Genomic DNA, 26,303 nt, shown 5'->3' on the forward strand with positions numbered 1-26,303 from the left:
CCACAAGTCAACAGTTAACGGTTAACTGGAAAACCCCCGTAACCAGCGTCGGGGGATGAGGTTAAGAATTGTAGACGTTTTCTGACTGGGAAGTTTCGCGGGTGATGGGTTTGACTTTGGCTTTGGCTTTGGCTGCGTTGCGTTTGAGGGCCTGGAGACGAGCTTCGTATTTAGCCCGCTGCTGTTTTTTGGAGGTTTGCTCGATTAAGGTTTTTAAGGCGCTGCCGAGGCTTTTGTAGGCGTTTGGGAGAGTGTAGCCGAAGCGGGTTGCCAGGGCGAGGGCTTTTTCGTCGGCGTCTACTGCTTCTTTTAAACTTTTCTCTCCGTTGTTTTTTTGGTAAAGTCTCCAGCCGGAGACACCGCATAAGGATAGGGCTAGTAACAGCAGCAAGCCGTCTTGCACCCAAAGTTCGCCGACAGCGCCGCCTAAACCAATGGCGAGGGCTGCCATTTCCCAACCGTCTCTGGGGATAGTGTCGTTTTGGATTCTGGCGACTTCGTGCCAAAATAGGAGGTTCCGCTGATCCATTGCTAGCTGTTCCCAGCGGATCAGGTCTATTTGGATTTCTACCTGGTCTTTGCCTATTTCTTCGCTGCGGATCAGGGTAGGATTAACTTCTATTGTTTTTTCTACTGTTACCCAACTTTGGAGTTCTGGGGGCAGTATGTTTTTCAAGCGCCGGATCTCACTCATCTCGGCTCTTGCTGTAGAGGTTGCATAGGATGTCATAGCTCCGGCCTATTGATTTTCCAAAGGTTAATATGTGTCTATTTCTGGAGTATAGCAAACCTTTAATCAAAATCTAGTCGAGTAACGGGGGTCGATCGACCAATACTTGCAAATTTACTTGATTTTAGTCTCAGGGGGCGATCGCAACTGCCCGATCCATCATTTCCGTTGTAGTATTTGAGCGGCGGACTGACACTCATCTAAGCGATAAAGTACCAGTTACCCTACTGCTATTTCTGGCTTCGGCTTTGATAATCCTTTTCGGCAAAAATAGAGTTTTTTGTGAACAACTTATTACTGTTTTCTCGATTTTTATACCTTGGCTTTATGCCCGGTTAATTAACAGCTTTCAATATTCGATAGTAACTTGACTATGATTTAAATATTACATCATAATTCTACCGCAAATATCTTTCTTGTTCTGATAAATTTGGGCTTCGGATTGAGAATAGGACGCCGAGGGGTTTTGGAGAGATGTTTAGCCGCGATCTTTTAACTTTAATTCCGACATTACCGGATAAGTTTTTTCTGTGAGTTTGGGCAATAAAACTTGTTGTTGAAATTTCTCATTATTTTATATTTATTGATAACTAAATCCTTGTGAGTTGAGTTAAAAAGCTTGCGTTTTATGCCGTTTAATGATATTTTTATATCGGATTAAATATTGCCAGTCTTCTAGTTTTTCCTTTATTTTATCTTTTTTTACGTTGCTGATTAACGGTATGAACCAACTTTTTTCGGAAGTTACAAAACTCACCAGACTTGGCTTATTGCAATTCCGAACTCTTCAATTCATACCTGTATTAAGCAACGCCAAATTTAAAGTGAATTGAGAAGACCGATTTCTAACTGATAAATGGCTGTCATGATTCCACTTTCAGGATTTGTGAGCAGGGACTTTTTGACATCTTTCAAGTATTCTACAATATGTTCCCGCAAAATTGGTCTTTCTACTTTGACTGTGTGATTGTAATCCCACAAATCCCAGATGATAATCCCGATGCCGACAATCGGGTCGATTAAACTTACTCCCAACTGACTAGCAACTGTACCGCCTGTTTTTGTGGCTACCTTGGCGGCGGCTTTGCTGGCAACTTTTGCGGTAACTTTGCTGCCCACTTTAGCTGCTACCCCCAAAATTAAGGGTTTAGCAACTAAGTAGCCGCTGCCGCCAACTAATACTTTTAATGATAAATTAGAGACGTTTCCTTTGTCGCTAATTGTGGTGGCAATATCGTTCAGATATTTGTCCCACTTTACTTGCGGTATATTATAATTGTTTTGAACTACTTTCACATTCTTGCTAACTTCTGATATGTACAAATTAGCAGTATCTTGAGTGATTAATTGAAAGCGCAGTTGAGCGTTTTTGGGTACGAGTACGCGGTTAGCAAATTCTCTTTGAAAGTCTTCGGTTAATTTTTCGGAAACAGCACGAGATGCTGCTGTCATATCAAATCTGTTGAGTACGGCAGATTTCACGAAATTAAAAGGTACGGTAAACTCCATCTTTTTTTGATTGAAGTAATCAAAGTACCAATCGAGGAAACTATTGTCTACTCGTGCAATTACTTCGGCTTCCCATTTGTCCAATTCTTTTGATGCGAAAGTTTCGGCTGTTGTATGGGATTGTTGGATAGCGTTTTTAATGTCTTGGTTGACTTTGCTAAAATCGTGTGGCGGCGAGACTACAACTGCTGTGGTTCCGGTATTTGTTAGTGACTGGGAAATTAGAAAGTTACCTAATAGGGGAATGATGACTACTAAAATTACGATCGTCCAAATCATCGGTGTCACAGTTTTGATAAACTGACCGATAACTCTGAGACGTTCTGTTTTCTCTGAATAGCTAATTTCTTCCTTGTCTTGACTCATGGCGGTTTCTCAACTGATGAGAGTTGGGCTAGTTTCGATTATAGGCGATCGTACCTGCGATCGTGTTACGGGCGCGTGGGCTGAGATTCTGGAAAAGTTGGGGAAAAGTCCGCGCGAAGCTACCCCAAAGGGAATCGCCAGTTTTTAATTATTGACTCCATAGAAATTAAAGTGGTACTATTTTTGAATATATCTCAAGCTGTTAATATGACCTTAGATCCTTTGCTCCGCAAGCTAGCAGCCATAAATCAAGCTTTATCTGCCATTTCAGCAGAAACCTGCACGGCGTCCGGATGCAATCAAGCAGTTTCAAAACCCGGTCACAAATTATGCTACGAACATTGGAAAGCTAACAACGCTCAACCCGTGTCAGCGCCCAAACCTAAACCCCAACAATCCTCTTCCCCCTCACTTCTGTCCGCTACCAGCATCAGCGAGAAACTAGAAATATCAAAGCACAAAGTCAATCCGATTTTAGCGGAGTTAGGATTGGTAAATAAAGAGCGCAACGGCTGGGTAGCCACTAAGCGGGGAATCGGTTTTGGGGCGGTGCAAAAAACCTACCCTCAAGACAACACTCCTTATGTGCTTTGGCCAGAATCTATACTGACAAATCAAGTTTTTCTGGCGACTATTGAGAGTCTTAAAGGTGACAATTCAGAACAGAGCAAAACAGAAGTAAATACAAAGCTAGGGTTCCGCGAGAAGTTTCGGGCGAGTGCACAGCATCGAACAACCGACGGTCATTTTGTGCGCTCTAAAGCTGAAGTTTTGATTGATAATTGGCTCTATATGGCGGAGCTAGTTCACGCCTATGAACGCCGACTACCCATAGAGGAAGAAGCTTACTGTGACTTTTATATTCCTGGGGGAAAGGTGTATATTGAATACTGGGGATATGAGAACAACCCGGAGTATGTGGCGCGTAAGGAAGTGAAACAAGAACTATATCAGAAGTACGAACTCAACCTGATTGAGTTAACAGATGAACACATCAAAAATTTGGATGATTATTTGCCTAGAATGTTATTAAAATTTGGCGTAATTGTCAATTGATTGAAAAGTACGATCGCACTCTTCATCCGCGTTCATCTGCGTCAATCTGCCTTCATCAGCGGTTCCCAAAAAAAATAAGGTGAGCAAAGCCCACCCTACTATCTTACTAAAAACGATTAAACCTTCGCTTCATTCTTCACCAAATTACCCCAACCCAAATCCTTCAGCGAATTATTCCGGCGCAGCGGACGAGTCACCAACTCCAAAATATCCCGCGCATTACCAAAGCCGTGAATCTGAGCAAAAGTAAACTCAACAGACCACTTAGTATTAATTCCCCGCGCTTCCAAAGGATTAGCGTGAGCCATACCAGTAATTACCAAATCAATATTCTGCTCGTAAATCCGCTGAAGCTGATTGTAATTGTCCGGTTTTTCCACAATCCGAGGAGTAGGAACTCCCATCTCGTGACAAGTCTTTTCTAACAAAGCCAATTCAGCCGCCTGATAGCGCTTGTCCATGTAAGGAATGCCAATTTCCGGGCAAGTCATGCCGCAGCGAATCAAGAAACGTGCTAAAGAAATCTCCAGCAAATTGTCTCCCATAAAGAAGACAGATTTACCGCGAATTATTTGCAGATAATCTTCCAAACCAGCCCAAATTTGCGCTTCCCGTTCGTCCAAACCTTTTGGTTCAATTCCCAACACCGAGCAAATCTTTTCAATCCAAGCGCGAGTTCCGTCAGGGCCGATCGGGAATGGCGCACCAATTAGCTTACACTTGCGGCGGCGCATCAACGTAGAAGCAGTACGCGACAAGAACGGATTCATACCCGATACATAATAACCTTCTTCCAAGACTGGCAATTCTGTGTAGCGCTTGGAAGGAAGCCAACCAGAAACTTTGATTCCTTGCTTCTTCAATTCTAGAGTTAGCTGAGTAACAACCGGATCGGGCAAAGAACCGAAAAGTACCAGCGGTGTGTGCTTGACATATTCCGATTCATCTGCTGCAACTTCCTCTTTTTTCTTACCGAAATTCAGCAGTTGAGAGATAGCATTTCTTTCTTGCTTCTGAGCTTCTACAACAGGAGCTTTGTCAGGGCATTTAGCAGCCATCGCTGCTAAAACGGTATCTTCCCCTTGAGTAAAAGCGTAATCCAAGCCGTTAGCGCGCGCTGTGACGATGGGAATGCCAATTTCTGCTTCGAGTTTCGGCGCTAAGCCTTCCAAATCCATTTTGATGATTTCGGTGGTGCAAGTGCCGATCCAGACAATTACACTGGGGTTACGATCGCGCTTAATTTGCAAGCACAGCCGCTTCAACTCATCATAATCGTTTAACTGAGCGGAAATATCCCCCTCTTCCAACTCAGCCATCGCATAGCGAGGCTCAGCAAAAATCATCACGCCCATGGCGTTTTGCAAGAAATAGCCGCAAGTCTTGGTACCGATGACCAAGAAAAAGCTATCTTCAATTTTTTGATAAAGCCAAGCTACGCAGCTAATCGGACAAAAAGTGTGATAATTGCCTGTTTCGCATTCAAAGTTTAAAGCTTCCGGTTCATTAGTAGTAATAGCAGTCATATCTCAAATCTTCTCCCTTTAAATTGTTTTTAGTCTGAAACAGGACAGGCTCGCTAAGCGAGGAAATATCTGTTTTTTGCGATCGCCTCGTTGCTCTGCCGGACGATAGAAATAGGTTTTTTTTCCTCTCGAACGCGAACAGGCGCAGCGGCGAGAAAACACGTGTTTTGTGCGATCGCACTTTCGCAGCGAACAATAAATAGAAATACCTGATTTTGGGCTAATTCCTCTAAAAAATAGATGCAGCCAATTCAATATTTCCGCAGCCGCAGCATCCAAAATTTGAGCTAAAAAATTCTGCGCGAGGGCTTATAATCCCTCACAGCAGGGATTTAATTTTCTTCAACTCGCTCCGGCAAAAAGCCTCTTGGGAGTTGGTGAGTTTGAGCTAATTAAAAATCAACAACTCGCAACTCACAACTCACCAATAGACCGGCAAAATTCAAGACTAGAAGAGATGCGGGCGATCGCCACAACCTCACTTAAAATCCGACAAAAAGCCCGAAATTTCTTCATCCTCATCGTCGGAATCCAAATCGCCGAGACCTAGAGCATCTAAATCATCTTCATCGGGATCTCCGGTAGTTGCTTCCCCCAGATCGTCGAGTCCGAGATCGTCGAGGTCATCGTCATCAGATACAGAGAAATCGTCAATACCGTCATCGTCCAAGTCACCCAGATCCATGTCTAGGTCATCTGAGGTCGCTGCCCCAAACGGATCAGGTATTTCTTCGGCGACAAACTCTGCATCTTCTTCCCCAAACGGATCGGATATTCCCGATTCGAGATCCCCAGAGGTCAAAGTCCCAAATTGTGAGGCTTCTTCTTCCTCGTCATCGCCGAGGTCGAGACCGCCCAAAGCCGAGGCTTCTTCTTCCTCGTCATCATCGCCGAGGCCGAGACCGCCCAAAGCTAACGCTTCTTCTTCCTCGTCATCATCGCCCATATCAAAGTCAGATACGGCGTCTTCCTCGTCGTCGCCCATATCAAAGTCAGATACGGCGTCTTCCTCGTCGTCGCCCATATCAAAGTCAGATATGGCGTCTTCCTCATCGTCTTCGAGACCGAGAGCGTCCAAAGCCGAGGCTTCTTCCTCGTCATCGTCCATGTCGAAGTCGGAGACCGCTTCTTCCTCCTCGTCATCGTCCATGTCAAAGTCGGAGACCGCTTCTTCCTCCTCGTCGTCCATGTCGAAGTCGGAGACCGCTTCTTCCTCGTCATCGCCCAAGTCGAAGCCAGAGACTGCTTCTTCCTCAAACTCATCGAAGGATTCGTCGGATCTCAGTGCTGACGCACCAGCAGCCAGACCGGCTGCTCCGGCGACTCCGGCGACTACTCCGGCTGCTGCTAAGGCCGCACCGCCCAATTTATTAGATTTGGCATCAGCGGGTGCAGCAGTAGAAGTTTGAGCGGCTGCGGGTGCAGCAGTAGAAGTTTGAGCGGCTGCGGGTGCAGCAGTAGAAGTTTGAGCGACTGCGGGTGCAGTAGTTGCAGTTTGAGCGACTGCGGGTGCAGCAGTAGAAGTTTGAGCGGCTGCGGGTGTTGGAGATTTACCGGCCGTCTGCGGCGCGATATTTGAGGGCATACCCAGCGCGATGTCCGGGTCAAAATTTAGTCCCAACACTTCGATCAGGCTGTCTGCATCCGGCTTGAGTTTTGAGAAGGGCAGCATTAATTGCTGGAGTTCCGGCTCCAGGGCAGCCGCAATTCCCAGGATGAGGTAAGAAACAGGCCTTTTCCCGCCGTCGGGTGTGGCGACCGTGTTCTCAGCCGTCATGTGCAGGAGCAGCCAAGCCCGATTTACCTGGTAGTAGTCCAACCACTTCTGTTTGAGAGCAACTGAAAAAGTATCAAAAAAAGCCATAACCTCTTTATCCTCATCCTGATCGCTAGACCTATTAAACCATCATCAGGTCTAGCTCATCTTCCTCCTTCTTGACCACCGGTTGCACTGGATTTAGATAAAAATCTGAAAGTAAGGCGAATAATTCGCGATCGGGCGTGTCGTTGGGCACTACTCCTTCGGGCATTGCCAAAATCTGGTCGGCGATGTTGAGGTAGTAATCGCAGACGTAGTTGAGGGAAGGATCGCTTTCGGCCATCTCAAACAATGTTTTGCCTTTGACGCGAGAAACGCGGATGTCTTCAATCAGGGGCAGCACTTCCAGCACCGGCATCGGTACAGAGTCTATGTACTTGTCGATCAAGTCGCGCTTTGAGGTGCGGTTGCCAATTAAACCGGCGAGCCGCAACGGGTGAGTGCGGGCTTTTTCGCGAACTGAGGCGGCGATGCGGTTGGCTGCAAATAAAGCGTCGAACCCGTTGTCGGTAACAATCATGCAGTAATCGGCGTAGTTCAAGGGGGCTGCAAAACCGCCACACACTACGTCACCGAGCACGTCGAAGAGGATGATGTCGTATTCGTCGAAGGCATTGAGTTCTTTGAGGAGTTTGACGGTTTCACCCACTACATAGCCCCCGCAGCCAGCTCCTGCGGGAGGGCCGCCTGCTTCTACGCAGTCAACGCCGCCGTAGCCTTTGTAGATGACATCTTCGGGCCAAACGTCTTCGTAGTGATAGTCCTTTTGCTGAAGGGTGTCAATAATTGTGGGGATCAAGAAGCCAGTGAGGGTAAATGTGCTGTCGTGCTTTGGATCGCAACCGATTTGCAAAACTTTCTTGCCGCGCTTGGCTAGGGCAACGGAGATGTTGCAGCTTGTTGTCGATTTGCCAATTCCACCTTTTCCGTAAACTGCGAGTTTCACTCTTTGTTCTCCTATAGGTTTCTATCAAAACGATGAGGGCTGGGTTTTCATCCTTTTTTTCGATCGCCCAACTCCAATAGCCCAATTGCAATAGCCCAATTGCAATTCCCTTACTGTCAGTCGATTTGAGATTTCAGATTTGAGATGAAAGAATGGACTCCACAGATGAATCTGGGGCTTCTCTCTAACTAAAATTTTCGATCTCGACGACTTTTGTTTGGGGCTTGTATCCGTCTTTGGGTTAGGCCAATTTTGGACTCGGCCCTTAGTCACCTCGTTGAAAGCATTATTAGCTAACTTGCGATGAAAAGAAAGGGGGCTCCTAAATGAAAATGCTAGTAAATTTGTTTATTTTGCATCTTTGGGAATCTTAACTGGTTTTTTGATATAAAAATCTATTTTTATATTTTTTTTAGCTTTTAAATAGATTTTAGAATACTTTCTTAATATAAAGAGGTACAAAAATAAAACAAAAATTAACTTCTCAAACAATCTGGGCTTTTGGCTTTGGGGCTAGGATGCAGGCAGTTGATGGCTTGTGCGGGTAACTGGAACGGTCATCAAGGCGCTAGTGGATGAGCCAAACTCGAAGTGAGTTCGGATCAGTTGAGTCAGGGGAGGGCAAAGTTATGGGATTTTAGATTTTAGATTTTAGATTTTAGATTGGGAAAGATTGACTTTGCTTGGGTTTCTGGTGTTATGTAAAAAATTGTGAATTTTTAGGAAATGGTGGAGAGTCGGAGAGTGGGGGAGTGAGTCGGGGAGAGCGGGAGTGAGTCTGGGAGAGTGGGGGATTGGCAGAATATGATTCTTCCCAATGACTACTGATACCCGTTGAAAAAAATAATGCAACTGTAGGCCCGCGATCCAAGCCCCGGGCTTCATGAGTCATTTCCCATCCTTAAATTGTTCGATCGAAAATCGTATGACTGGTGGCTAATGACAACTGACGATCGGAATCTCGATCGCAAACTCAGTGCCCCGTCCAGCTTCCGAAACGCAGTCGAGCCGCCCCCCGTGCTGTTCGACAACTAAATGGTAAGAAATCGAAAGTCCCAACCCAGTGCCCTTGCCTACTGGTTTAGTAGTAAAAAACGGGTCAAATAATTGGCGGCGAATCTCCTCCGGTATGCCCCGCCCGTTGTCGGAAATGCGGATCGCCACAAAATCGCCACCAACCACTTCAGTACGAATTGTAATTGTCGGCACACTCAATGGAGAACTAGGATTTGACGGGGGTGAATTTTTTCCATCTCTCGTCGCCCATTCCCCTTTCTGGATTTCTTCATCCAAAGCATCAATAGCATTGCCGATAATATTCATAAACACCTGATTTATCTGACCGCCACAGCACTGGATCAAGGGCAAATTACCGTATTCTTTAATAATGTTAATAGCTGGATGTGCGCCGTGAGCTTTGAGCCGATGCTGCAAAATCAACAAAGTGGTTTCGAGTCCCTCATGAATGTCAACGAGCTTGATGTTAGATTGATCCGATCGCGAAAAATTACGCATCGACACAACTATTTGGCGTATGCGCTCGGTTCCTACTTGCATAGAAGACAGGATCTTAGATAAGTCTTCTACCAAAAAATCGACTTCCATCTTTGCTGCTGCTTCCTTAATTTCCGAGACTGGTTCGGGATAGTGCTGCTGGTAAAGTTCCAAGAGTTGAAACAATTCTTTGATGTAGTGGCTGGCGTGGGAAAGGTTGCCGTAGATAAAATTAACAGGATTGTTAATTTCGTGAGCGATACCGGCAATCATTTGTCCCAAAGAAGACATTTTTTCGGTTTGCACTAATTGAGTTTGAGTTTGCTGCAACTTTCGCACAGTTTGCTCTAATTGCTGCGCTTGATTTTTCAAGCAAGCTTGCTTTCGCCGCAGCGCTTCTTCGACTCGCTGGCGCTTGAGAATATCCCGTCTCAACAATTCATTGGATTCTAAAAGTTGAGCGGTGCGTTCTTCAACTTGTTTTTTTAAGTCGTCGTGAGCTTGGCGCAGGGCTTCTTGGGCCCGTTGCCTCTCTAAAATTTCTTCCTGCAAAAGTTGGTTGGCTTTCTGCAATTGGGTGGCTCGATCGTCCACTGCTTGCTGCAAAAGCTCGATCGTCCCGTACATTTCAGATTGGTTAAAAACTTGCGGCAAACTTGTCTGAGAGACAACCCCCAAAAGTTCTCCCTGGCTGCCAACTACGACCAAACGGCGGACGCAGTGCCGCTGCATGGACTGGTGAGCACTCCAGAGAGAATCGGCGGGAGATATGCAAAATAAAGGCGCACTCATGGCCTCTATAGCCGATATTTGGGAGAGGTTTAATTCGAGGGCGTGAAACTGCACGATGTCGCGCTCGGTGACAATGCCGATCGGAATTTGATAATTTTGTGTTGGTGCGATCGCCCGATCGGGATGCTGAGTTTGCTCTTGGACAATTACTACGGAACTAACTCGATGCTTGACCATGAGCTGGGCTAAATCGAGGGCTGAGGCAGTTGTTGGGGCAGAAATGACTTCTTTGGTCATGACATCTGCTGCACAGCGCAAATTGGTTAGCAAGTTAATCGGTTGCAGGGCTTCGTGAATGGCTTCGCGGGTGATGATGCCCAGAAGTCGCGAGTCCTCGTCCACTACGGGCAAATGCCGAATCTGATGCTGGCGCAACGTGAACATAGCTGTGAAAATATCTTGAGACTTGGATTGTTTGAGGGTAATGGGCGATCGAGTCATTACGTCAGCTATTGTCAGTCCGACCGTACAAGCTGCGACGGTAGTTAGCTTGACGATATCCCGTTCTGTAAAAATGCCGATCGGGCGATTATCTTCGACGACTAAGACGCAGCTCCGCTTGGCTGCGCTAGCAACAGCGTTTTGTTTTTCGCCACAAAGCTGACAGGAGACGCGCATCGGGTTCATGAGAGCCAACACCTGCGCGATGGGGGTTTCTGGAGGCACGGTGAGGGGGTGGCGGTCGATCGCCCGATCTAAAGGTGACGAGTAGAGCGGCCGGCTGTTAGGCCGTCCGGCTGGTTCTGATGATTTAATTACGGGCAACTGCAGGGCTGAATCTCGGAAATGTTGTAATTTTTCTTCTTGTAGCATGATTATTAATTTTACTTAATGAGTTGTTACAATTTTGGAGACTTGGGTTGGCAGACTTAGCATTAATTAAGCGGGTGAGAGATGCTCGATCGCCTAAAATCTGATTGCTAGAACACTCTTATTTAATTTTTATTTTTTAAATCCTATGTCGTGGACTCCCTTAAGTCATCGAATTCATCATTTGCCGCTGATCCTTGCGGGCCCGATTTTGCGCCGGACTGAAAGTCGCGCCGTCACAGTTTGGCTCGCTCTGAAAGCACCCCGCCAAGTTGAACTCAAGGTTTATTCGACAGAGGGCGGAACCGGCGAAATTGTCGGTCAGCCCTTACTGCAAGGTGCGAGCTCTACCGTACAGCTCGGCAAATACCTGCACGTAGTCGCGGTGACTGCTACACCAATTAATAGCAATGTCTTGAAATCTGGGCAAATTTATGCTTATGACATCAAGTTTGCTGGGAGTAGCGAGTCGCCGTCGGCGGGCGCAGTCCCAGAAAATGAGAAAGAAAATCTCATTTCTTGCCTGTGGCCTGCCGCCCCTGATTTATCGGCTTTGGGGCCGGAGACGATTAGTTATTTCGCTCACCAGTTGCCCACTTTTGCCCTGCCGCCGCAGGATTTAAACTATTTGCGTATCGTTCACGGTTCTTGTCGCAAACCCCACGGAGACGGCAGAGATGCACTGCCAATCTTGGATAATGCGCTCGAACAGTTTGCAGGAACGGCAAATAGCAGGCCCCACCAACTGTTTTTAACGGGCGACCAAATTTACGGCGACGACGTTGCCGATGCGATGCTGTGGGCTTTGACTGATGCTGGCGATACCCTGTTGGGCTGGGAAGAAAGTCTACCCCTGATGGATGATGCCCAAATTAAAAAGAATTTGTGTATCAGTATACCTAAAAATTCAGAAAACGAAAATGCAGTTGGCCAAGAGAGAGAATTTTTTAGAGAGTCGCCTATTCAGAAACCGTCTGATGTTGAGTATGAGTCCAAAAAACCAATTGAGTTACAGCCGGGGACTCGCAGCGATATTGCCAGAGATTGTGGTGGCTTTACGGCGATGTTGGTGAATAAACCCGCCAATGCTAAAAGTCATTTATTTAGCTTGGGCGAATATTACGCGATGTATTTGTTAGTTTGGTCGCCGATACTCTGGTGTACGAGTTTTCCGAAGGGTAAGGATATTTGTCCAAATTCTAAGCAGGCAAAAGTTTGGGATAGAGAAGTTGTTGAACTTAACGGTTTTGCTCGCAATTTGTGGAGGGTGAGGAGGGCGCTAGCGAATATTCCTAGTTATATGATTTGCGACGATCATGATGTTAGCGACGATTTGTATTTGAATCGAGAGTGGTGTTACCGGGTGCTGGGAAAGCCGCTGGGCCGACGGGTGGTCCAGAATGCTTTGCTGGCTTACGCTGTGTTTCAGGCTTGGGGCAATACGCCTGCACAGTTCGATCGCGAAAAACCCGGAGATAAATTATTAACAACTGCGGAAAAATGGTCGGCTTCTGCTGGGACGGATGTTTCTGCGTGGGAGGAGGCGGCTTCGTATTTGGGAATTCCTGCACTCGATCCGAAAACTCATTTGCCTAAGTTGAAATTAGATGAAGATGTTTTTATTTTGGATCGAGATGAGGAGGGTGTCAATGAGGTTTTGAATTGGCATTTTACTGTGAGAAGTTTTAAGCACGAGGTAATTGTGCTGGATACGCGGAGTTGGCGCGGGTATCCGGTGAAAAGCGCGATCGATCCACCGATGCTTTTGACTTACAAAGGTTTTGAGGAACAAATTCAGAAACCTTTGAGGGAGACAGATTTGCTGAATAAAACTGGGGAGTTTGAGATTGAGGCGACGCTGGTGGTTGTGCCGACAAATTTGGTGGGTTTGTGGATTATTGATGCGGTGCAAAAGTGGGATGTGGAACAGGGGAAGGTTTTTAATAGTGACGCGGGGGATGCTTGGAATTTTCATGAGTTGGCTTTTGTTAAGCTGTTGTCGGAGTTTTTTAAGCAGCGCGATCGGGTGATTGTGTTGACGGGCGATATTCACTATGCTGCTGCTGTGCGACTGAGTTATTGGTCTGATTGTCATTTTGGCGATTCTCGGCCGAATATTGAGCCTTTGACGAGGGAGAATTATCGGTCAAATTGTCAATATTGTGTGCTGGCGCAGTTGACTGCTAGTGCTTTTATCAATGAGGAGTGGAAAACGCATTTAGTTCATACTAAGATTAAGTCGCTGTTTCCTGAACGCTCGCATGAATGTTTGGGATGGAATCAGCCGCTGGAATTAATTAAAATTCCCAGGAGTAGCAGAAAGAAAGCTCTGGAGGCTGCTGTTAGAAATAGACAATCTCTGCCTGACTGGGGCTATCGGATTGACTGGATTAAACGGCAAAGAGCTCGGGTATTTTTACTGCTAGAAAAGGGAACTGCGTCAGATAGATCTCATAAAAATAAACAATTGTCATTCCTGCATAGGTTGTGGAATTTTATAGCGCTGTTGTGGCGCAATCGCTGGCTGCAAGAGGGTGATGAGATTGTGGGATATAGCAATATTGCGATCGTCAGTTTTCAGTGGCCTGCTGAGGGTGATGGGGAAAAAGCGGTGATGCAAAATGTTTATTGGCGACCTCTTTGGGAGCCGGATAGTGTGGTTTACAGTCAATATTTCGTCCCACTGGGATTGGATGAGGATGATTAGATTCCCGATTTCTTGAACAAGTCCGGGAATTCCATATGGGGACAATATTGTGATGAGTTTGTAGCAGTGTCTGCCGGGAGCATCTCAATGAAAGCAGCCAAGCTAGAAATTGGAGCCAGGAGCCAAGAGGACAGAGGAAGAAGGAAGGAGCTAGAAGAAGTGTTTTTACCAATATGAGATGCTCCCCCGGCCGACTTACTCAACCAGTTCAAAGACAGAGGGAAAAAGTCCGGCGCCAACTTGACAGATATGGAAGTCGTTTTGGAGATATTAGAAAACCATGGGCGCGAAAGTTGAGCGGAAAACTAACCTTCTTGCTGTGCGATGAAGCTGAAATCCTTGAGGTATATACCAGAGAATAGCAAGCCCGTGACGAGATTTGAACTCGTGACTTCCTCCTTACCAAGGAGGTACTCTACCACTGAGTTACACGGGCATAAAAAATTAAGAACCGCCAATTAAAAAATTAATTTTTAATTCTTAAATTTTAACTTTTTATTAAATTGAGGTGGGCCGAGCTAGATTTGAACTAGCGTAGGCGTAGCCAGCGGATTTACAGTCCGCCCCCATTAACCACTCGGGCATCGACCCATTTCTATCACAGTTATAAATCCTAGCACCAGAATCTTTATTTGCAACATTATATTTAAAACTCTAATAATTCAGTTGATAACACATAAGTGAGTTAGGGGCAGACTAAAAAATTGAACACTATTTAAGATGTGCATTGCTAAGTCTAGGCTGGGTACCCGCCCGGAGCACCCTAAGTCTAGACTGAGAGGAAATCCCTAATTCACTAATTCCCCGGTTTCTTGCAGGGAGTGCAGGCGGCGGTAAATGCCTTGTTGACTCAAAAGTTCTTCGTGGCTGCCAACTTCGACGATTCTACCGCCGTCGAGTACGACGATCGCATCGGCTTCGCGAATTGTACTCAGTCTGTGGGCAATAATTATGGTGGTGCGCGTACCGAGGATATTCTGCATGGCTAGCTGGATCGATCGCTCCGACTCATAGTCCAAACTAGAAGTAGCCTCATCAAAAATTAACACATCCGGCTCCACCAATAGCGCCCTGGCAATCCCCAACCGCTGCCGCTGACCGCCGGACAACCGCATTCCTCTCTCCCCGACCACGGTATAGTAACCTTGGGGCAACAGCCGCACAAAATCGTCTACTTTGGCTATGCGACAAGCGTCCTCAACTTCCTCGAAAGTGGCGCTTCTGTTTCCGTAAGTCAAATTTTCCAGCAAAGTACCGTTAAAAACGTCTACTTCTTGGTGGACAATCGCTAAACGCTGCCGGTAGCGAGTCACGTCTAAGCTGCGAATGTCTTCGCCGTCGATCAGAATGCGGCCGGAGTTCGGTTCAAAGTAGCGAAACAGAAGTTTAACTAAGGTCGATTTCCCCGAACCCGATCGCCCGACTAATGCTACAGTTTGTCGGGGATGAATCAATAAATTCACATCCTGCAAAACGGGTTTTTGACTGTCGTATCCGAAGGTCAAACCGCTGAACTCAACTTTGCCGGTAAATTTATAAGGCGACGCCGATCGAGCATTTTCTGCTAAATTAACCGCATCAACACCGTCTGGTAACTGCATAAACTCGTGGAACCGGATCATTGAAGAATAACGCCGTGCCAATAATTCGGCGATAACGCTAATCGGACGCAGTTGGGAATATGCCATGCTTGCCAGGGTGTAGACGGTAACAAAATATCCGAGGGAAATTTTGCCTGCAACCGTGGCTGCTAGGCTAAAACCGAGGACTGAAAACAAACACAACTGGACGATCGTCTGCTGGTATGTCCCCAGGATGACGTATCCTTTGTGAATGCGGTGGATCACGACTTTTGATTCGCGATCGAGTCTGGTTGTTTGCCTTTTGAGTTCATGGCTTTCTGTCGCAAAAGCTTTGACTGTTTTGATGTTGGTGATAATTTCCGAGTTGCGGCTTTCGGTATCTTCGATGTATTCATCCAGACTTTCTTCCTGCGCCGTCACCTGTTGCAGGCCTTTTAAGGTGAAACTGAGGATAAATAGAAATGAAACCAAAATTAATAAGCCAATCCGCCACTCAATTAAGCAGATAACGGCAAAAATGCCGATTAAGCGAACGACTTCGGGGATGAATTCGCCGGCAATTTCTGGGTAAGTCCAAGTATGGTTGGCGATGCCTTTGGCGATGCGGCTGGCAATCCGTCCGGCGTTGTTTTCGTCGTAGAATTCTAGGGGTAAGGTGAGGATTTTGCCGATCGCACTTCTCATTCGATCGCGCCTTGCCCTCAATGGTATCGCCCAGTGGAACCAATTTCCCACCCAAGGCTGTACCGGTGCTTTGGCTACTGTTACCAGAAAAATTATGCCCAGCAAGACGGATAGCGATAATATTTTGTTGGGTGACTGCTGGGTAACAGAGGCGATCGCTGTTATCAGTTTTTGGGTTACTGTATCTGTAGGTTGACCCGACAATACGTTTAATATTTGACCGATCGCGTAAGGAACAAGCAAATCGGCTAGTGCCAAAACGCTGGATGCGCCTATGCTGTAAAGTGATATTTTCCAGTAGCGACTGTAGTATTGGAAAATGTCATGAAAGCTTGCCATAAATTTGTGTTGAGATACAACCCTTGCAAACACTTGCATCTAAAATTGCGCTCTCGGCGCGCTTTGTTTACAAGTGTACTACAAAAGTAGTCGATCGGGAAGTCATCTCGGCTCATGCTAGCGACTCGCCCGATCGGGTGATTTATGGCAATCATTGGATCGTCAGCAATCAATCCGCATTCCTGGGCAATAAATTGCAAGACTAAGGGCAAAAAAATGCAAAAGACAGAATTTTTCTTAAATTCTGCCTTCTGAGCAAGGTCTTATAAGTTTTACGTTTGAGTAGTCTGTTAGCTAAAGGTGTAGGCTGATTGCAGCGCCCACCAGATCAAGAAGCCGATTCCGCCGGCAATGACAATCGCCGAAATGGCGATCGCTATAGGACTGTCAGCTCCCTTGAACTTCATGATTCCGCGATTTAAATCTGACATGACAGTGTTCTCCCACAATTCCAGCTTGATTGTAGCTTTGCCGTCGCCGGATGGCGGTCAATTTTCACGGCAATTACTGATTTGGTTGAGAATCTGGCTGCTGAAATTTGACAAAGGGAGTGGGTTTGGGGGGGTTTACTGGGTTTGTGAAAAAAACTTACTAAAAAGACTTGACAAATTTCGGGAAGTGAGACAATATTGTTAATACCGCAGGAAATGCGGGTGTAGCTCAGTGGTAGAGCGTCACCTTGCCAAGGTGAATGTCGCGCGTTCGAATCGCGTCACCCGCTTTAGAAGATAAAAAAATCCAGGAAACCGGAATCCAAGACACCGGAAAGTACATCCAGAAAGTTTTGGATATACTCTTAATGATGGTTGAAAGTACCTAAGTTAGTGGTAAGATTGAATGCAGAACTTGCAAGTCAAAATTGCCAAGTGGGCGAGATTTCGTAACAGGCAGTTGAAAGCCTTGCTATGGCGGAATTGACAAGTTTGATTAAGTGGATATGTTAAGGATTATTTTTGCAAAAACGCTTTTTTTATCCGATCGCTCGTGCCATCTCAAAAAGTTCCAAAGATTGACTTAAACGATGAGTACCCCTGTCCTTGCCGACGCCGGGGTCGTCTAGTGCCTATAACGTTGACAGAAGCCTTTGGATGCAACCGCTGTCAACAAATATTTGTATTGGACGAAAGTGGATACGTGATCGAGCAACTATCAACGAACTATCCTTACAAGCAGGCTTGGCGGTGGACAGGGAATCAGTGGAACAGAGCGCATCCGGGTTTGAAGGCCCATTATTTGCCACTGGCTTTGGGTATGATATTGGTGCCGTTAGTGATTTGGTTGCCCTTGGCGTTACACTCGCCGGGCCCGAATATTATTCTGTGGGCAATGGTCGCCGTGCTGCTAGCAATGCTGCCGGCGCTGATGGTATGGCTCGCTTACAGGCGTTAGCTAGATGATAATAGAGGATTTTACCCATTCATCAGATGCCGCAAATGTCGCGCGTCGCGCTTATCAAGCTTCTTTGGAGTTGGCTGCGACAAAGAGTGCCGATCGCGCTGCAGCTTTGCAGGCGATGGCGGGTTCGCTGAAACGCCGGCAAAATGACATTTTAGAAGCAAATACTCTGGATCTAGAAGCAAGTCGGGACATGGCGATTCCGGAGTTGATCGTGGAGTGGCTGAAGCTGACGCCGGAACGGATCAAGACAACTGTGCAAATTCTGGAACGGTTGGGGGAAATGCCAGATCCGATCGGCAGGGTGATCAATGCTTCTTATCAGGTCGATCGCTGTCAGGTGTACTGTCAGTCGCTACCGCTGGGGGCGATCGCTCTAATTTACGAGGCGTTTCCCGAGTTGGGGGCGATCGCCGCGGGTTTGTCTCTCAAAAGCGCTAACAGTTTGATTCTTAAAGGCGGCAGCGAAAGCTGGCAAACTAATACAGTAATTGGAGAAGCTTTGATTTCGGCAATCGATGAGGTCGGTTTGCCATCGGGATGTTTGCAGGTACTGCCGCCGGATCGGGGCGCTTCGATCAGAGAATTGGTCACTCAAGACCAATATCTCAATTTAATTATTCCCTACGGCAGGCCAAGTTTGGTGCAGCAGGTGGTAAGGTTGTGTACAGCACCAGTTTTGAGGTCGGCAATGGGAAATTGTTACCTTTATTGGTCACCGACTGGCAGTTTGGAGATGGCAAGGTGGATGATTTTGGACAGCCATCAAAGCGTTCCCGATCCTGTTAACGCGATCGAGAAAGTGCTTATCGATCGCAACCAAAAGCCTTCTTCCTTAGTCAGGCTGTGGAACAGTTTAAAAGAAAAAGGCTTTCAAATTAGCGCAGATGCGGATCTGGTCGCAGATTTCCCCGACTTGAAGCTGGCGGAACCATACGAGTGGACTCAACCGTATTTAAACAAAACCATCGCGTTTAAAGTTGTCGATAGTTTAGAGATTGCGATCGGCTGGATCAACCGCTACAGCAGTGGCCACGCTGACTGCATCGCCACTGAATCTTACTTAGAAAGCCGCCAATTTGCTCTGGATGTTAACAGCGCCTCAACTTTTATCAATGCCTCACCTCGGTTTTGGCGCTATCAAAATCGGGGAGATGCGATATTTTTGGGAATGTCCAACCAAAAAGGTTATCGTCGGGGATTGATCGGGTTAGATACGCTGACGACAATCAAAGAAATTGTTCAGGGAAACGGACTTTTTTAATCTGATAGGTTATTTAGGATTTGTTATTGGGATTAAACCAAACTGAAAAGTGGGAAAGTATTATCGATGCGTAAGCCTTTATAAGGCTTTAATAGTTGTTTACAAATTTTTTTTGAGGAAATACAATAATATCTTTGTACAACAATTAGGCATCTTTGATCGCAAGCAATTTAGTCACAAGTTCCCGGAACGACACCGTGGACACAGATAAAATTTCCCCGTGCCGACAATAATCCCGCGATTCATTTGTTTTAGGTCAATCTAAAATCGGTAGTGGCTCTAATTAAATTTAGAAAGTTATTAACTCAAATGAAAATACTCTTAGCGATAACATGAAATCCCAAAAATTACTCAATACTCTAGACAAGACGGCAACGCCGACTTTAGGCGAAGAAACGCTAATTCACCACTCGGTATATGTGAAAAAATTGCGTCCGCTGCTGCCGTCAGATGCCTTTGAACCCGATCCCAGCAAGTTAGCAATACTATTCATCAACGCGGCTATTTTATTGCTGGGATGGGGAATTGCTGCTAATCTCGATCGCTGGCCTGTCTATCTTTTAGGGCTTTACTTACCTTTAGCCGTCATCATGGGCAATAGTATCATAGTTTTGCTATTTAGCTCCCACGACTTGATGCACGGCAGCGTTCAGAAAAAGTCTCCACTGACTTATCCGATCGCCTTTTTGGGACTAAGTATGCTGTTTATGCCGCCTACTCAGTGGAAAAATCTGCACAACCTCGTACATCACAATAACACGAATTCTTTGGCCGACCCCGATCGCAACTATCTGTACCAGCAACCAGATACTTGGGGAAAATGGATTCAAAATCTGTTTGTCCCGTCGGTGGAAGTCAATCCGGTGTGGTTAATTGTAGGAATGGCCGGTTCCTGGTTAGTGCATAATTTCCGCAATCTCACCTCGGTACTGTTATTTAACGATAAATCTGTCGATTACGTACCGGCTGCCTTTACAGTTAGTCCTAAAGATAGATTGACGATCGCATTTGAATGTCTGGGAATTTTAGGAATTCATGCCAGCATTTTGTTCTACCTAAATTTTCATCCCCTCAAAATCGCTCTTGCGTACTTTTTGCCGATCGCAATTGGTCATGCAGGCGCAATGTTTTACATCTATACCAACCACATGGGTTGCCGGATGACCGCCATTAACGATCCGCTGATCAACAGTATGTCGGTGCGTGTTCCTAAAATATTTGATCTGCTGCACTTGAATTTCTCTCACCACACAGAGCATCATATTTTCCCCAGTATCAACTCAAACTATTATCCGATGGTGCAAGAGTTGTTGCAAATTCACTATCCCGATCGCCTGAATTTAATCGATGCTGGAGAAGCTTGGCGGTTGCTGATGCAAACACCGAGGCATTATAAAGATGAAGTCACCTTCACTGATTCTGCGGGTACAATGGCGGTGAATTGCTCGATTGTTGAAGACTATAAAAGCTGAGAATTCGCATGGGAGTCGCATCTTGCACCATGCTTAAGAACAGGCTTTCCGGCCTATTGCACAAAAAATGAATTTTATTTTGGGGCGTAGGGGTTGGGCGTCTCGCCAACCCCAAAAATACATTCCTACATACTGATGCTATTTAGTACCAACGAAGGCTTGAGAGCAATGTAAGGAATTACTCGTTTTTGATTGTTAGCATCAATTTTTTGTTCGGCCATATTCAAATTTTGCTGGAACTGTCTGGCTAAAAGTTGGATCGGCGTTCCGGCAAAAACTTCCTCGAAACTCATCCGGTAGAGTTCTCGGAAAGATTTATCGTAATAACCCAAACGGTCATATCGATAAGCTGACAAAATAAATAGAATTTGCAGTTGGTCAGCCGCTCGTTTGTACGGAGGAAGCAACCGTAAAATATCCTTTTCCGTAATCAATTCTAGATTACCCGAAGCAGTAATTCTAGGAATGTCCCGGTACGCTGCCAAGGGCATATTGGCGGCAAAACTCATGTAGTCATACTGGGGAAAATTGATGGCTGAATGCTGGGGGCCGCAGGTAAAAATTACAGTTGTGACAATTTGAATTAATTGTTCAACTGTGTTGATGCGCTCTGGCATTCCTTTGACTTTACCGCCACTATCTGAGGCTAATTCTTGGGCCCAGGTTTGCAGTTCCAGATCTTGTACGATCGCCATCTCCGTCGGGTAAAAGAATTTTAGATAGCCCGATACAAAGGTTTCAATCGCATTCCACAGCAGCAATCCATCATCTCGGTAAGGATAGTGAGGCAGTTGATTGGGGTCATCCATTCCCCGATTTTTCAGTTCAGCGGGTAAGGCAAATTCATCAAGACTCCACGTACTGCACGCCTCTCTAGTCAGTTCCATTGTCTCAGCCAAGGTGCCGCCTAGCAATTCATCGACGGGTCCGCCGGGAGCGATCAAGTGAGAACGCGCCAGATCGTTGTTGGTCAACATAAAGCGAAAGTGCGGTTTCAGCAGCAGGCTCAGCGGGTGATTTTTAGCCAACTGTCGGGCGGTGACGATCGCGATTGGTTCCATCACCAGATGAGTTCTACCTAAATGCGAGTTCATTTCATGGTGATTGGCATCTGCTACTTGTACGCAGAGTTTTGCAAACAGCCAATCGACAGGAGGATCGAATGGGGTGTAGACATGGCTATCTGGGCTGGGATCTAGTTGAATGGCAATAGGTGTCATTTCACCGCGATCGCGGACTCCCGTCCACCGCCAAGCGAAAAAAGCCCGTGGTTTCGGCAAGTATTTTCTGCCTTTTTCATAGGTTCCGCCTCCAACGAGAGCCGGCGCGCGATAGTGTTCGTCAGTACCTGTGTAATCGGCAATGTAAATATTTTTCTCCTGCAACTCTTGGTGCAGATCGAATAATGGGTGCAAACTGGAAAGACCCCTCAGTGTTTCTGCCCGAGGATCGCTCGCATCTAAGAGGCGAAGCACCATCGGATTTGCTCCAGACAGGCGCTGTTCTGCAAAAGAGCGATCGGTTTGGTAAATTTTGGCAACTCCAGGTAGGGGCAGCCAAGTAAAAAAGTCTTCATAGTCTTGGAGTTCGTCGAGAGGATCGAGAAAAGTTCTCGAATCGGCTGCCAGCATATTTGCTGGAAGTTCCGAGGTTGCTAATATCCGTTCGGCAAGATACTTGCTCGAAAAGTTCTCGACTGCAGGCACCTCTTTCAATAATGCCAAAGGTGATAAACTCTCATAGTCAAACTGATAAGCTTGTTGCTGACGATTCAAGGAATCTTTGCGCTGTTCTGGGTTCGGGTCGTCTTGAGGAAGAGAAGGTTTCATATTGTCTACCATTGTATAAATCTACTCTCTTTTTCTAGTAAAATATCGCACATCATCACTACTGCTTGAGTAGGGAATTTAAAAAGTATTGTGCAGGCTCACGCTTGATATAGGTCTTATTCACCGAGAAATAATCTTATTCCGGACTTTTTTAAACTCAGAAAAATTCCTCAAAAGAAGGCAACACTTCTCTATTGCCCTAAGTCTAGGTTGCAAGGTTTCATTCTCCCGATAAGTAGCTCGCACTCAAGAACCCCGACATCTCAAAGAAGTCGGGGTTCGGGGTGTTCGGTTTTTTGAGCTGGGTCTTGATTAGCGATTAGGCATGAGTCATTAAATATTGACCGTTGCCGTTATATTCGCCGTCGCAACTCGCGAAATTAGACACAAACCAAATCAAGTAAAACCGCCAGATTCGACGAAATTTGGCATAGTCGATACCGTAATCTAAATCTTTGACTATTGCCTGAGAATCGTCAAAGTTTTTCAGCCAGTTAGCAAAGGTTGTGGAGTAATTGTATCCGTTGAGATACCATCTTTGAATGGTTTTGAGGTCTTTATTGTGGCTGGGAACGGCATCGTATTTCCAGTAACGTCCGTGGGGGAAAATGTATTTGTGGGTGAAAACGCTGGATATATTGTTTGGAGTACGAACTGTGATGATATGAATGAAAACTTTGCCGTTATCCTTCAGGAAAGAGGCGAGTTTTTGGAAAGCCTTCGTTAAATTACCTACATGACAAAAAACTCCGATGGAGAGAATTTTGTCAAATTTTGTCTCGAAGTTGGCGTCGTTCAAATCGCCTTCATATAGGGTAAATCGACCGGAACTAAGGTAGCTTTCGGGATCTTGCATCTTCTGACGCATATACTCGCATTGGTGGTGGCTGAGGTTAATGCCAGTAAAGGTGACATTGGGGAATTTGGAAAGAATGTAATTGGGAACGCAACCCCAACCGCAGCCAAAGTCTAAAATATTGTCGCCATCTTGAATCTCTAGCTTCTCAATCACATCATCAATCATCTGGATTTGCGATTGTTCAAGGTTGGCGGCTCCTTTTTCCCACAACCCCATGCTGTATTTAGGATAAATGAGTTTTCCGTCGCCTAACATCGGATTCAGCATAGCTTGAGGTAAGTCGTACTGAATCTTCATTAAATCCCGCGGCCCTTCGGCTGTATGGTCTGTTTCTGTTAGTACCCATTCGTAGGGTGCAAGCAGGGACGGGAAATGCTTAAAAAAGACCGGCATACAGGTATCAAAAAGCGCTCGCAATACTGAATCTGGGACTTCTAATCCGTTGATGTAAGACTCTGCTACTGCCATTTGTACCGTGTTAACTGCACTGACTGCGAGGCGGGTTGCTCCGTAGGCGATCGGACTTTTGGTATGTACATCTCCGACGATGGGAATGTGCTTTTCGATGTTTTGTAGGGCTGTTGATGAAGTCATGGTTATACGGGTTTTAAAGATGCTGCTATTCTATCTCACGAAAATTGGGTGGTTGTTAGAGAGCAAAAAAGCTAAAACTATTGCCAAGTCAGGTTTCCACAGCAAAATCCCGATAAATCCTAAAAATATATCGCCGTTGAAGGGGATTTGATAACGGATTTATCGGGCTTTGAGCGATCTTAATTTTATTAAGAATTATGTCAGTCCTTTTTAGATTTTCGATTTTCGATTTTAGATTAACTCCACAGCTTGAATGGGGGTATTATCACGGTGCCATGGCGCTTTTAGTAATCAGTTATACCATTTGAGATTTTAGATAGATTAAAGAATTGGGAATGACTGATGAGCTAAGATTTGGAATCTTGCCTAGAGTTGTATTATTTTTTTAAACTGTTGTCAGTTGGGCGCTTGAGCTGACGTAACGAGAAGCAAATGCCGATCGCGACTTATAGTTAAGGAATCAGGGGATACAGAAAAAATGCCGAGAAACCGGGTTTGCATACAGGTTCGCTGCAATAACAGATGTCCGCGAGATTCCTCGCTAATTAACTAGACGCGCTACATATGCCACAGATTCACTATCTGCCGGACGATCGCACGATCGAGATAGACGACGACGATATAATTCTCGAAGCTTCCCTGCGTGCCGGCATTCCGCACACCCACATCTGCGGCGGTAGCGCCCGGTGTTCGACTTGCCGGGTATTGATTGTCGAAGGTTGGGAATTTTGCTCTCCGCGCACTTCGCCGGAAGAGGAACTCGCGAAAAAATTGCGTTTAGAGCCGGAAATTAGGCTGGCTTGTCAGACGCAGGTTGCAGGTGGCAAGGTGATTTTGCGCCGATTGGCGCTCGATTCTGAAGACTTGGAATCATTTACCGACCAAATGGCGGGGAAGTCTATTTCTCCTCCTGTGGGTCAAGAGAAAAAAATTGCGATTTTGTTTGCGGATATTCGAGGATTTACGCCTTTTGCAGAATCGCTGCTGCCTTACGATGTAATTTATGTTTTAAATCGCTATTTCCAAAAGATGGGTTTTGCGATCAATCGGAATGGCGGGATGATTAATAATTATATGGGTGACGGTTTAATGGCGCTGTTTGGGTTGGAAAATCCCGACAAAGCTGCGGAACAAGCGGTGAGGGCTGGGGTGGAGATGCTGGAGGAACTAGAGAAACTCAATCCCTATTTTGAGACTTTATACCGTCACCGGTTGCGGATTGGGATTGGCATTCACTGCGGGTGGGTGGTTGTGGGGAATTTGGGGGCATCGAAGAGTCAGACAGTTACGGCGATCGGAGATGCGGTGAATTTTGCCAGCCGGATCGAAGCTGCTAACAAGCAAGTGGGAACAAGTTTACTGATTTCCGAGGAGACTTATCAGGAAGTGAAGGAATTGGCGATCGTCGATCGGTGCATATTAGTTGCAATTCCGGGAAAAAGCGGCGAATATCCGCTCTATGAAGTAGTCGGGATGCCGCCGCTGCCCCTGGAAATCGAGGAGATTTCAGAGGTAAAAGAAAAATCTATTTGGAAAAGTTCTGTCAAATTTTTGCGTGATTTGTATGCTGGGGTGTACAATTGGATTAGAAAAATTTGGAGTCAAATCAGACAAATATAGAGCAATTTTTGTTAGTTTGGTTATTTACTCAATAATATGAATATTCCCAAGTCAATAGTTCGCATTTTTGTAATGCTCCCCAACGGTCAAATAGGAGCACAACTGCGAGATAATATTCCAGGTATTGCCAGTCAAGGAATGCTTTCTACTTTTGGTGGTGGCGTGGACATTGGAGAAATTCCACAGCAGGCAGCAGTGCGAGAAATGGAGGAAGAAACTTGCCTCACGATCGATGATTACACAATGGAATTTATCGCAACTTTTACTCACCAAAAGACCCAAAATGATATAAAAATCTTACAAAAAAACCACCTTTTTTTGGCGATAGTTAGCGATGATGATAAAATAGAAATTAAAGAAGGTGTCGGTTTGGTAATTTTGAGAAAAGATGTAGACTTTGAAAAAGTCAACGCAGGTGAGGGTACTCAAATGGCTTGGAAATTGTTGCAGGAATATTTAAAATCACAAACCACACACGAGCTTTTCGCCGCTAGGGGACTGAAACTTTAATAGAGAACTTCTGTACTATGTTGTCAAATACGAATTCAGAGTACGAATTATTACTACAACGGGCGATCGCGATCGCAGCCAAAGCTCATGAGGGGCAGGTTGATAAAGCAGGCAATCCCTATCTCGATCATCCGCTCTTTGTGATGGAAAATGTAAACTCTATAGAGGAGAAAATCGTAGCGGTTCTACACGATGCGGTCGAAGATTCTGAACTTACACTTGAGCAACTTAGAAGCGAAGGTTTTCCTGAAGTTCTGGTGTCGGCGATCGCGGCGATTACCAAAATAGAAGGAGAAGCTTATGCAGCTTATTTAGAACGTGTGGCGTTGCTGAATTAGGGTATGATACGAGCAAAAATACGGGAGGGGAGTCGAAAATGATTTCCAGGATTTTGATGGG

At 45.8% G+C, this 26,303-nt stretch carries 21 protein-coding genes and 3 tRNA genes; 12 read left to right on the plus strand and 12 right to left on the minus strand.

Annotated features, from left to right (window positions below):
- Nucleotides 1-61: 61 nt before the first annotated feature.
- The gene (locus QUA33_RS13050) at nucleotides 62-730 is read right to left on the minus strand and encodes a DUF3318 domain-containing protein (protein ID WP_015178535.1); all 669 of its coding nucleotides are present in this window, start codon (nucleotides 728-730) and stop codon (nucleotides 62-64) included.
- 819 nt (nucleotides 731-1,549) lie between these two features.
- Nucleotides 1,550-2,605, minus strand: a complete 1,056-nt coding sequence (locus QUA33_RS13055; protein ID WP_333148946.1) for a hypothetical protein — start codon at nucleotides 2,603-2,605, stop codon at nucleotides 1,550-1,552.
- A gap of 16 nt (nucleotides 2,606-2,621) precedes the next feature.
- Here QUA33_RS13055 and QUA33_RS13060 point away from each other — a divergent pair, with 16 nt between their 5' ends.
- Together QUA33_RS13060 and QUA33_RS13065 are read left to right on the plus strand one after the other, a co-directional pair.
- Complete coding sequence (locus tag QUA33_RS13060) at nucleotides 2,622-2,753, plus strand: hypothetical protein (protein ID WP_333148947.1); 132 nt, start codon at nucleotides 2,622-2,624, stop codon at nucleotides 2,751-2,753.
- 59 nt (nucleotides 2,754-2,812) lie between these two features.
- A complete protein-coding gene (locus QUA33_RS13065) occupies nucleotides 2,813-3,661 on the plus strand; it encodes a hypothetical protein (RefSeq protein ID WP_333148948.1) in 849 nt (282 codons plus the stop codon).
- 116 nt (nucleotides 3,662-3,777) lie between these two features.
- Here the strand turns inward: QUA33_RS13065 and QUA33_RS13070 are convergent, their stop codons facing one another.
- From QUA33_RS13070 to QUA33_RS13085, 4 genes are all read right to left on the minus strand, one after another.
- On the minus strand, nucleotides 3,778-5,187 hold the full coding sequence (locus QUA33_RS13070; RefSeq protein ID WP_199301442.1) for a ferredoxin:protochlorophyllide reductase (ATP-dependent) subunit N: 1,410 nt from the start codon (nucleotides 5,185-5,187) through the stop codon (nucleotides 3,778-3,780).
- Nucleotides 5,188-5,665: 478 nt separating this feature from the next.
- Complete coding sequence (locus QUA33_RS13075) at nucleotides 5,666-7,051, minus strand: DUF5331 domain-containing protein (RefSeq protein WP_333148949.1); 1,386 nt, start codon at nucleotides 7,049-7,051, stop codon at nucleotides 5,666-5,668.
- A gap of 34 nt (nucleotides 7,052-7,085) precedes the next feature.
- Nucleotides 7,086-7,952, minus strand: a complete 867-nt coding sequence (gene bchL / locus QUA33_RS13080) for a ferredoxin:protochlorophyllide reductase (ATP-dependent) iron-sulfur ATP-binding protein (protein WP_006634709.1) — start codon at nucleotides 7,950-7,952, stop codon at nucleotides 7,086-7,088.
- A 936-nt stretch (nucleotides 7,953-8,888) separates the two neighbouring features.
- Nucleotides 8,889-11,051 (minus strand): CBS domain-containing protein, encoded by a 2,163-nt coding sequence (locus QUA33_RS13085; RefSeq protein WP_333148950.1) that lies wholly within the window; start codon nucleotides 11,049-11,051, stop codon nucleotides 8,889-8,891.
- Nucleotides 11,052-11,196: 145 nt separating this feature from the next.
- Here QUA33_RS13085 and QUA33_RS13090 point away from each other — a divergent pair, with 145 nt between their 5' ends.
- A complete protein-coding gene (locus tag QUA33_RS13090; protein ID WP_333148951.1) occupies nucleotides 11,197-13,755 on the plus strand; it encodes a PhoD-like phosphatase in 2,559 nt (852 codons plus the stop codon).
- Between the two features lie 364 nt (nucleotides 13,756-14,119).
- On the opposite strand, the gene QUA33_RS13095 is transcribed toward QUA33_RS13090, so the two are convergent.
- The 3 genes from QUA33_RS13095 to QUA33_RS13105 all read right to left on the minus strand — a co-directional run bounded on the left by QUA33_RS13095 (nucleotide 14,120) and on the right by QUA33_RS13105 (nucleotide 16,361).
- Nucleotides 14,120-14,191: transfer RNA gene (locus tag QUA33_RS13095), tRNA-Thr, on the minus strand.
- Between the two features lie 73 nt (nucleotides 14,192-14,264).
- Nucleotides 14,265-14,346, minus strand: a tRNA-Tyr gene (locus QUA33_RS13100).
- A gap of 197 nt (nucleotides 14,347-14,543) precedes the next feature.
- Nucleotides 14,544-16,361 carry an ABC transporter ATP-binding protein gene (locus QUA33_RS13105; RefSeq protein ID WP_333148952.1) on the minus strand — a complete coding sequence of 606 codons (1,818 nt, stop codon included), beginning with the start codon at nucleotides 16,359-16,361 and terminating at the stop codon, nucleotides 14,544-14,546.
- Between the two features lie 23 nt (nucleotides 16,362-16,384).
- Here QUA33_RS13105 and QUA33_RS13110 point away from each other — a divergent pair, with 23 nt between their 5' ends.
- Complete coding sequence (locus tag QUA33_RS13110; protein ID WP_333148953.1) at nucleotides 16,385-16,567, plus strand: hypothetical protein; 183 nt, start codon at nucleotides 16,385-16,387, stop codon at nucleotides 16,565-16,567.
- Nucleotides 16,568-16,651: 84 nt separating this feature from the next.
- On the opposite strand, the gene QUA33_RS13115 is transcribed toward QUA33_RS13110, so the two are convergent.
- Nucleotides 16,652-16,792 (minus strand): hypothetical protein, encoded by a 141-nt coding sequence (locus tag QUA33_RS13115; protein WP_172188980.1) that lies wholly within the window; start codon nucleotides 16,790-16,792, stop codon nucleotides 16,652-16,654.
- Between the two features lie 218 nt (nucleotides 16,793-17,010).
- On the opposite strand from QUA33_RS13115, the gene QUA33_RS13120 reads away from it, so the two are divergent.
- The 5 genes from QUA33_RS13120 (at nucleotide 17,011) to QUA33_RS13140 (ending at nucleotide 20,492) form a co-directional block, all read left to right on the plus strand.
- Nucleotides 17,011-17,082 (plus strand) — tRNA-Gly (locus QUA33_RS13120).
- Nucleotides 17,053-17,181: a hypothetical protein gene (locus QUA33_RS13125; protein WP_333148954.1), complete on the plus strand. Its 129-nt coding sequence runs from the start codon at nucleotides 17,053-17,055 to the stop codon at nucleotides 17,179-17,181. Before QUA33_RS13120 ends, QUA33_RS13125 begins: the two co-directional genes overlap by 30 nt.
- A 164-nt stretch (nucleotides 17,182-17,345) precedes the next feature.
- Nucleotides 17,346-17,750 (plus strand): hypothetical protein, encoded by a 405-nt coding sequence (locus QUA33_RS13130; RefSeq protein WP_190663244.1) that lies wholly within the window; start codon nucleotides 17,346-17,348, stop codon nucleotides 17,748-17,750.
- Between the two features lie 4 nt (nucleotides 17,751-17,754).
- Nucleotides 17,755-19,020 (plus strand): glutamate-5-semialdehyde dehydrogenase, encoded by a 1,266-nt coding sequence (locus QUA33_RS13135; protein ID WP_333098534.1) that lies wholly within the window; start codon nucleotides 17,755-17,757, stop codon nucleotides 19,018-19,020.
- Nucleotides 19,021-19,352: 332 nt separating this feature from the next.
- Nucleotides 19,353-20,492, plus strand: a complete 1,140-nt coding sequence (locus QUA33_RS13140) for a fatty acid desaturase (RefSeq protein ID WP_333148955.1) — start codon at nucleotides 19,353-19,355, stop codon at nucleotides 20,490-20,492.
- A 125-nt stretch (nucleotides 20,493-20,617) separates the two neighbouring features.
- Here the strand turns inward: QUA33_RS13140 and QUA33_RS13145 are convergent, their stop codons facing one another.
- Nucleotides 20,618-22,333: a lipoxygenase family protein gene (locus QUA33_RS13145; protein ID WP_333148956.1), complete on the minus strand. Its 1,716-nt coding sequence runs from the start codon at nucleotides 22,331-22,333 to the stop codon at nucleotides 20,618-20,620.
- Between the two features lie 307 nt (nucleotides 22,334-22,640).
- Nucleotides 22,641-23,774 carry a class I SAM-dependent methyltransferase gene (locus tag QUA33_RS13150; RefSeq protein WP_333148957.1) on the minus strand — a complete coding sequence of 378 codons (1,134 nt, stop codon included), beginning with the start codon at nucleotides 23,772-23,774 and terminating at the stop codon, nucleotides 22,641-22,643.
- Between the two features lie 564 nt (nucleotides 23,775-24,338).
- Between QUA33_RS13150 and QUA33_RS13155 the strand changes: the two genes are divergently transcribed.
- Genes QUA33_RS13155 through QUA33_RS13165 form a run of 3 tightly spaced genes read left to right on the plus strand, consistent with a single transcriptional unit; the run spans nucleotide 24,339 to nucleotide 26,242 of the window.
- Nucleotides 24,339-25,394, plus strand: coding sequence for an adenylate/guanylate cyclase domain-containing protein (locus QUA33_RS13155; protein WP_333148958.1), 1,056 nt, complete (start codon nucleotides 24,339-24,341; stop codon nucleotides 25,392-25,394).
- Between the two features lie 36 nt (nucleotides 25,395-25,430).
- Nucleotides 25,431-25,904 carry an NUDIX domain-containing protein gene (locus tag QUA33_RS13160; protein ID WP_333098526.1) on the plus strand — a complete coding sequence of 158 codons (474 nt, stop codon included), beginning with the start codon at nucleotides 25,431-25,433 and terminating at the stop codon, nucleotides 25,902-25,904.
- Nucleotides 25,905-25,921: 17 nt separating this feature from the next.
- Nucleotides 25,922-26,242 carry an HD domain-containing protein gene (locus tag QUA33_RS13165; RefSeq protein WP_333148959.1) on the plus strand — a complete coding sequence of 107 codons (321 nt, stop codon included), beginning with the start codon at nucleotides 25,922-25,924 and terminating at the stop codon, nucleotides 26,240-26,242.
- Nucleotides 26,243-26,303 lie beyond the last annotated feature (61 nt).

Origin of the sequence: Microcoleus sp. Pol14D4 (assembly GCF_036701245.1) — a bacterium.
Classification (GTDB): Bacteria; Cyanobacteriota; Cyanobacteriia; order Cyanobacteriales; family Microcoleaceae; genus Microcoleus.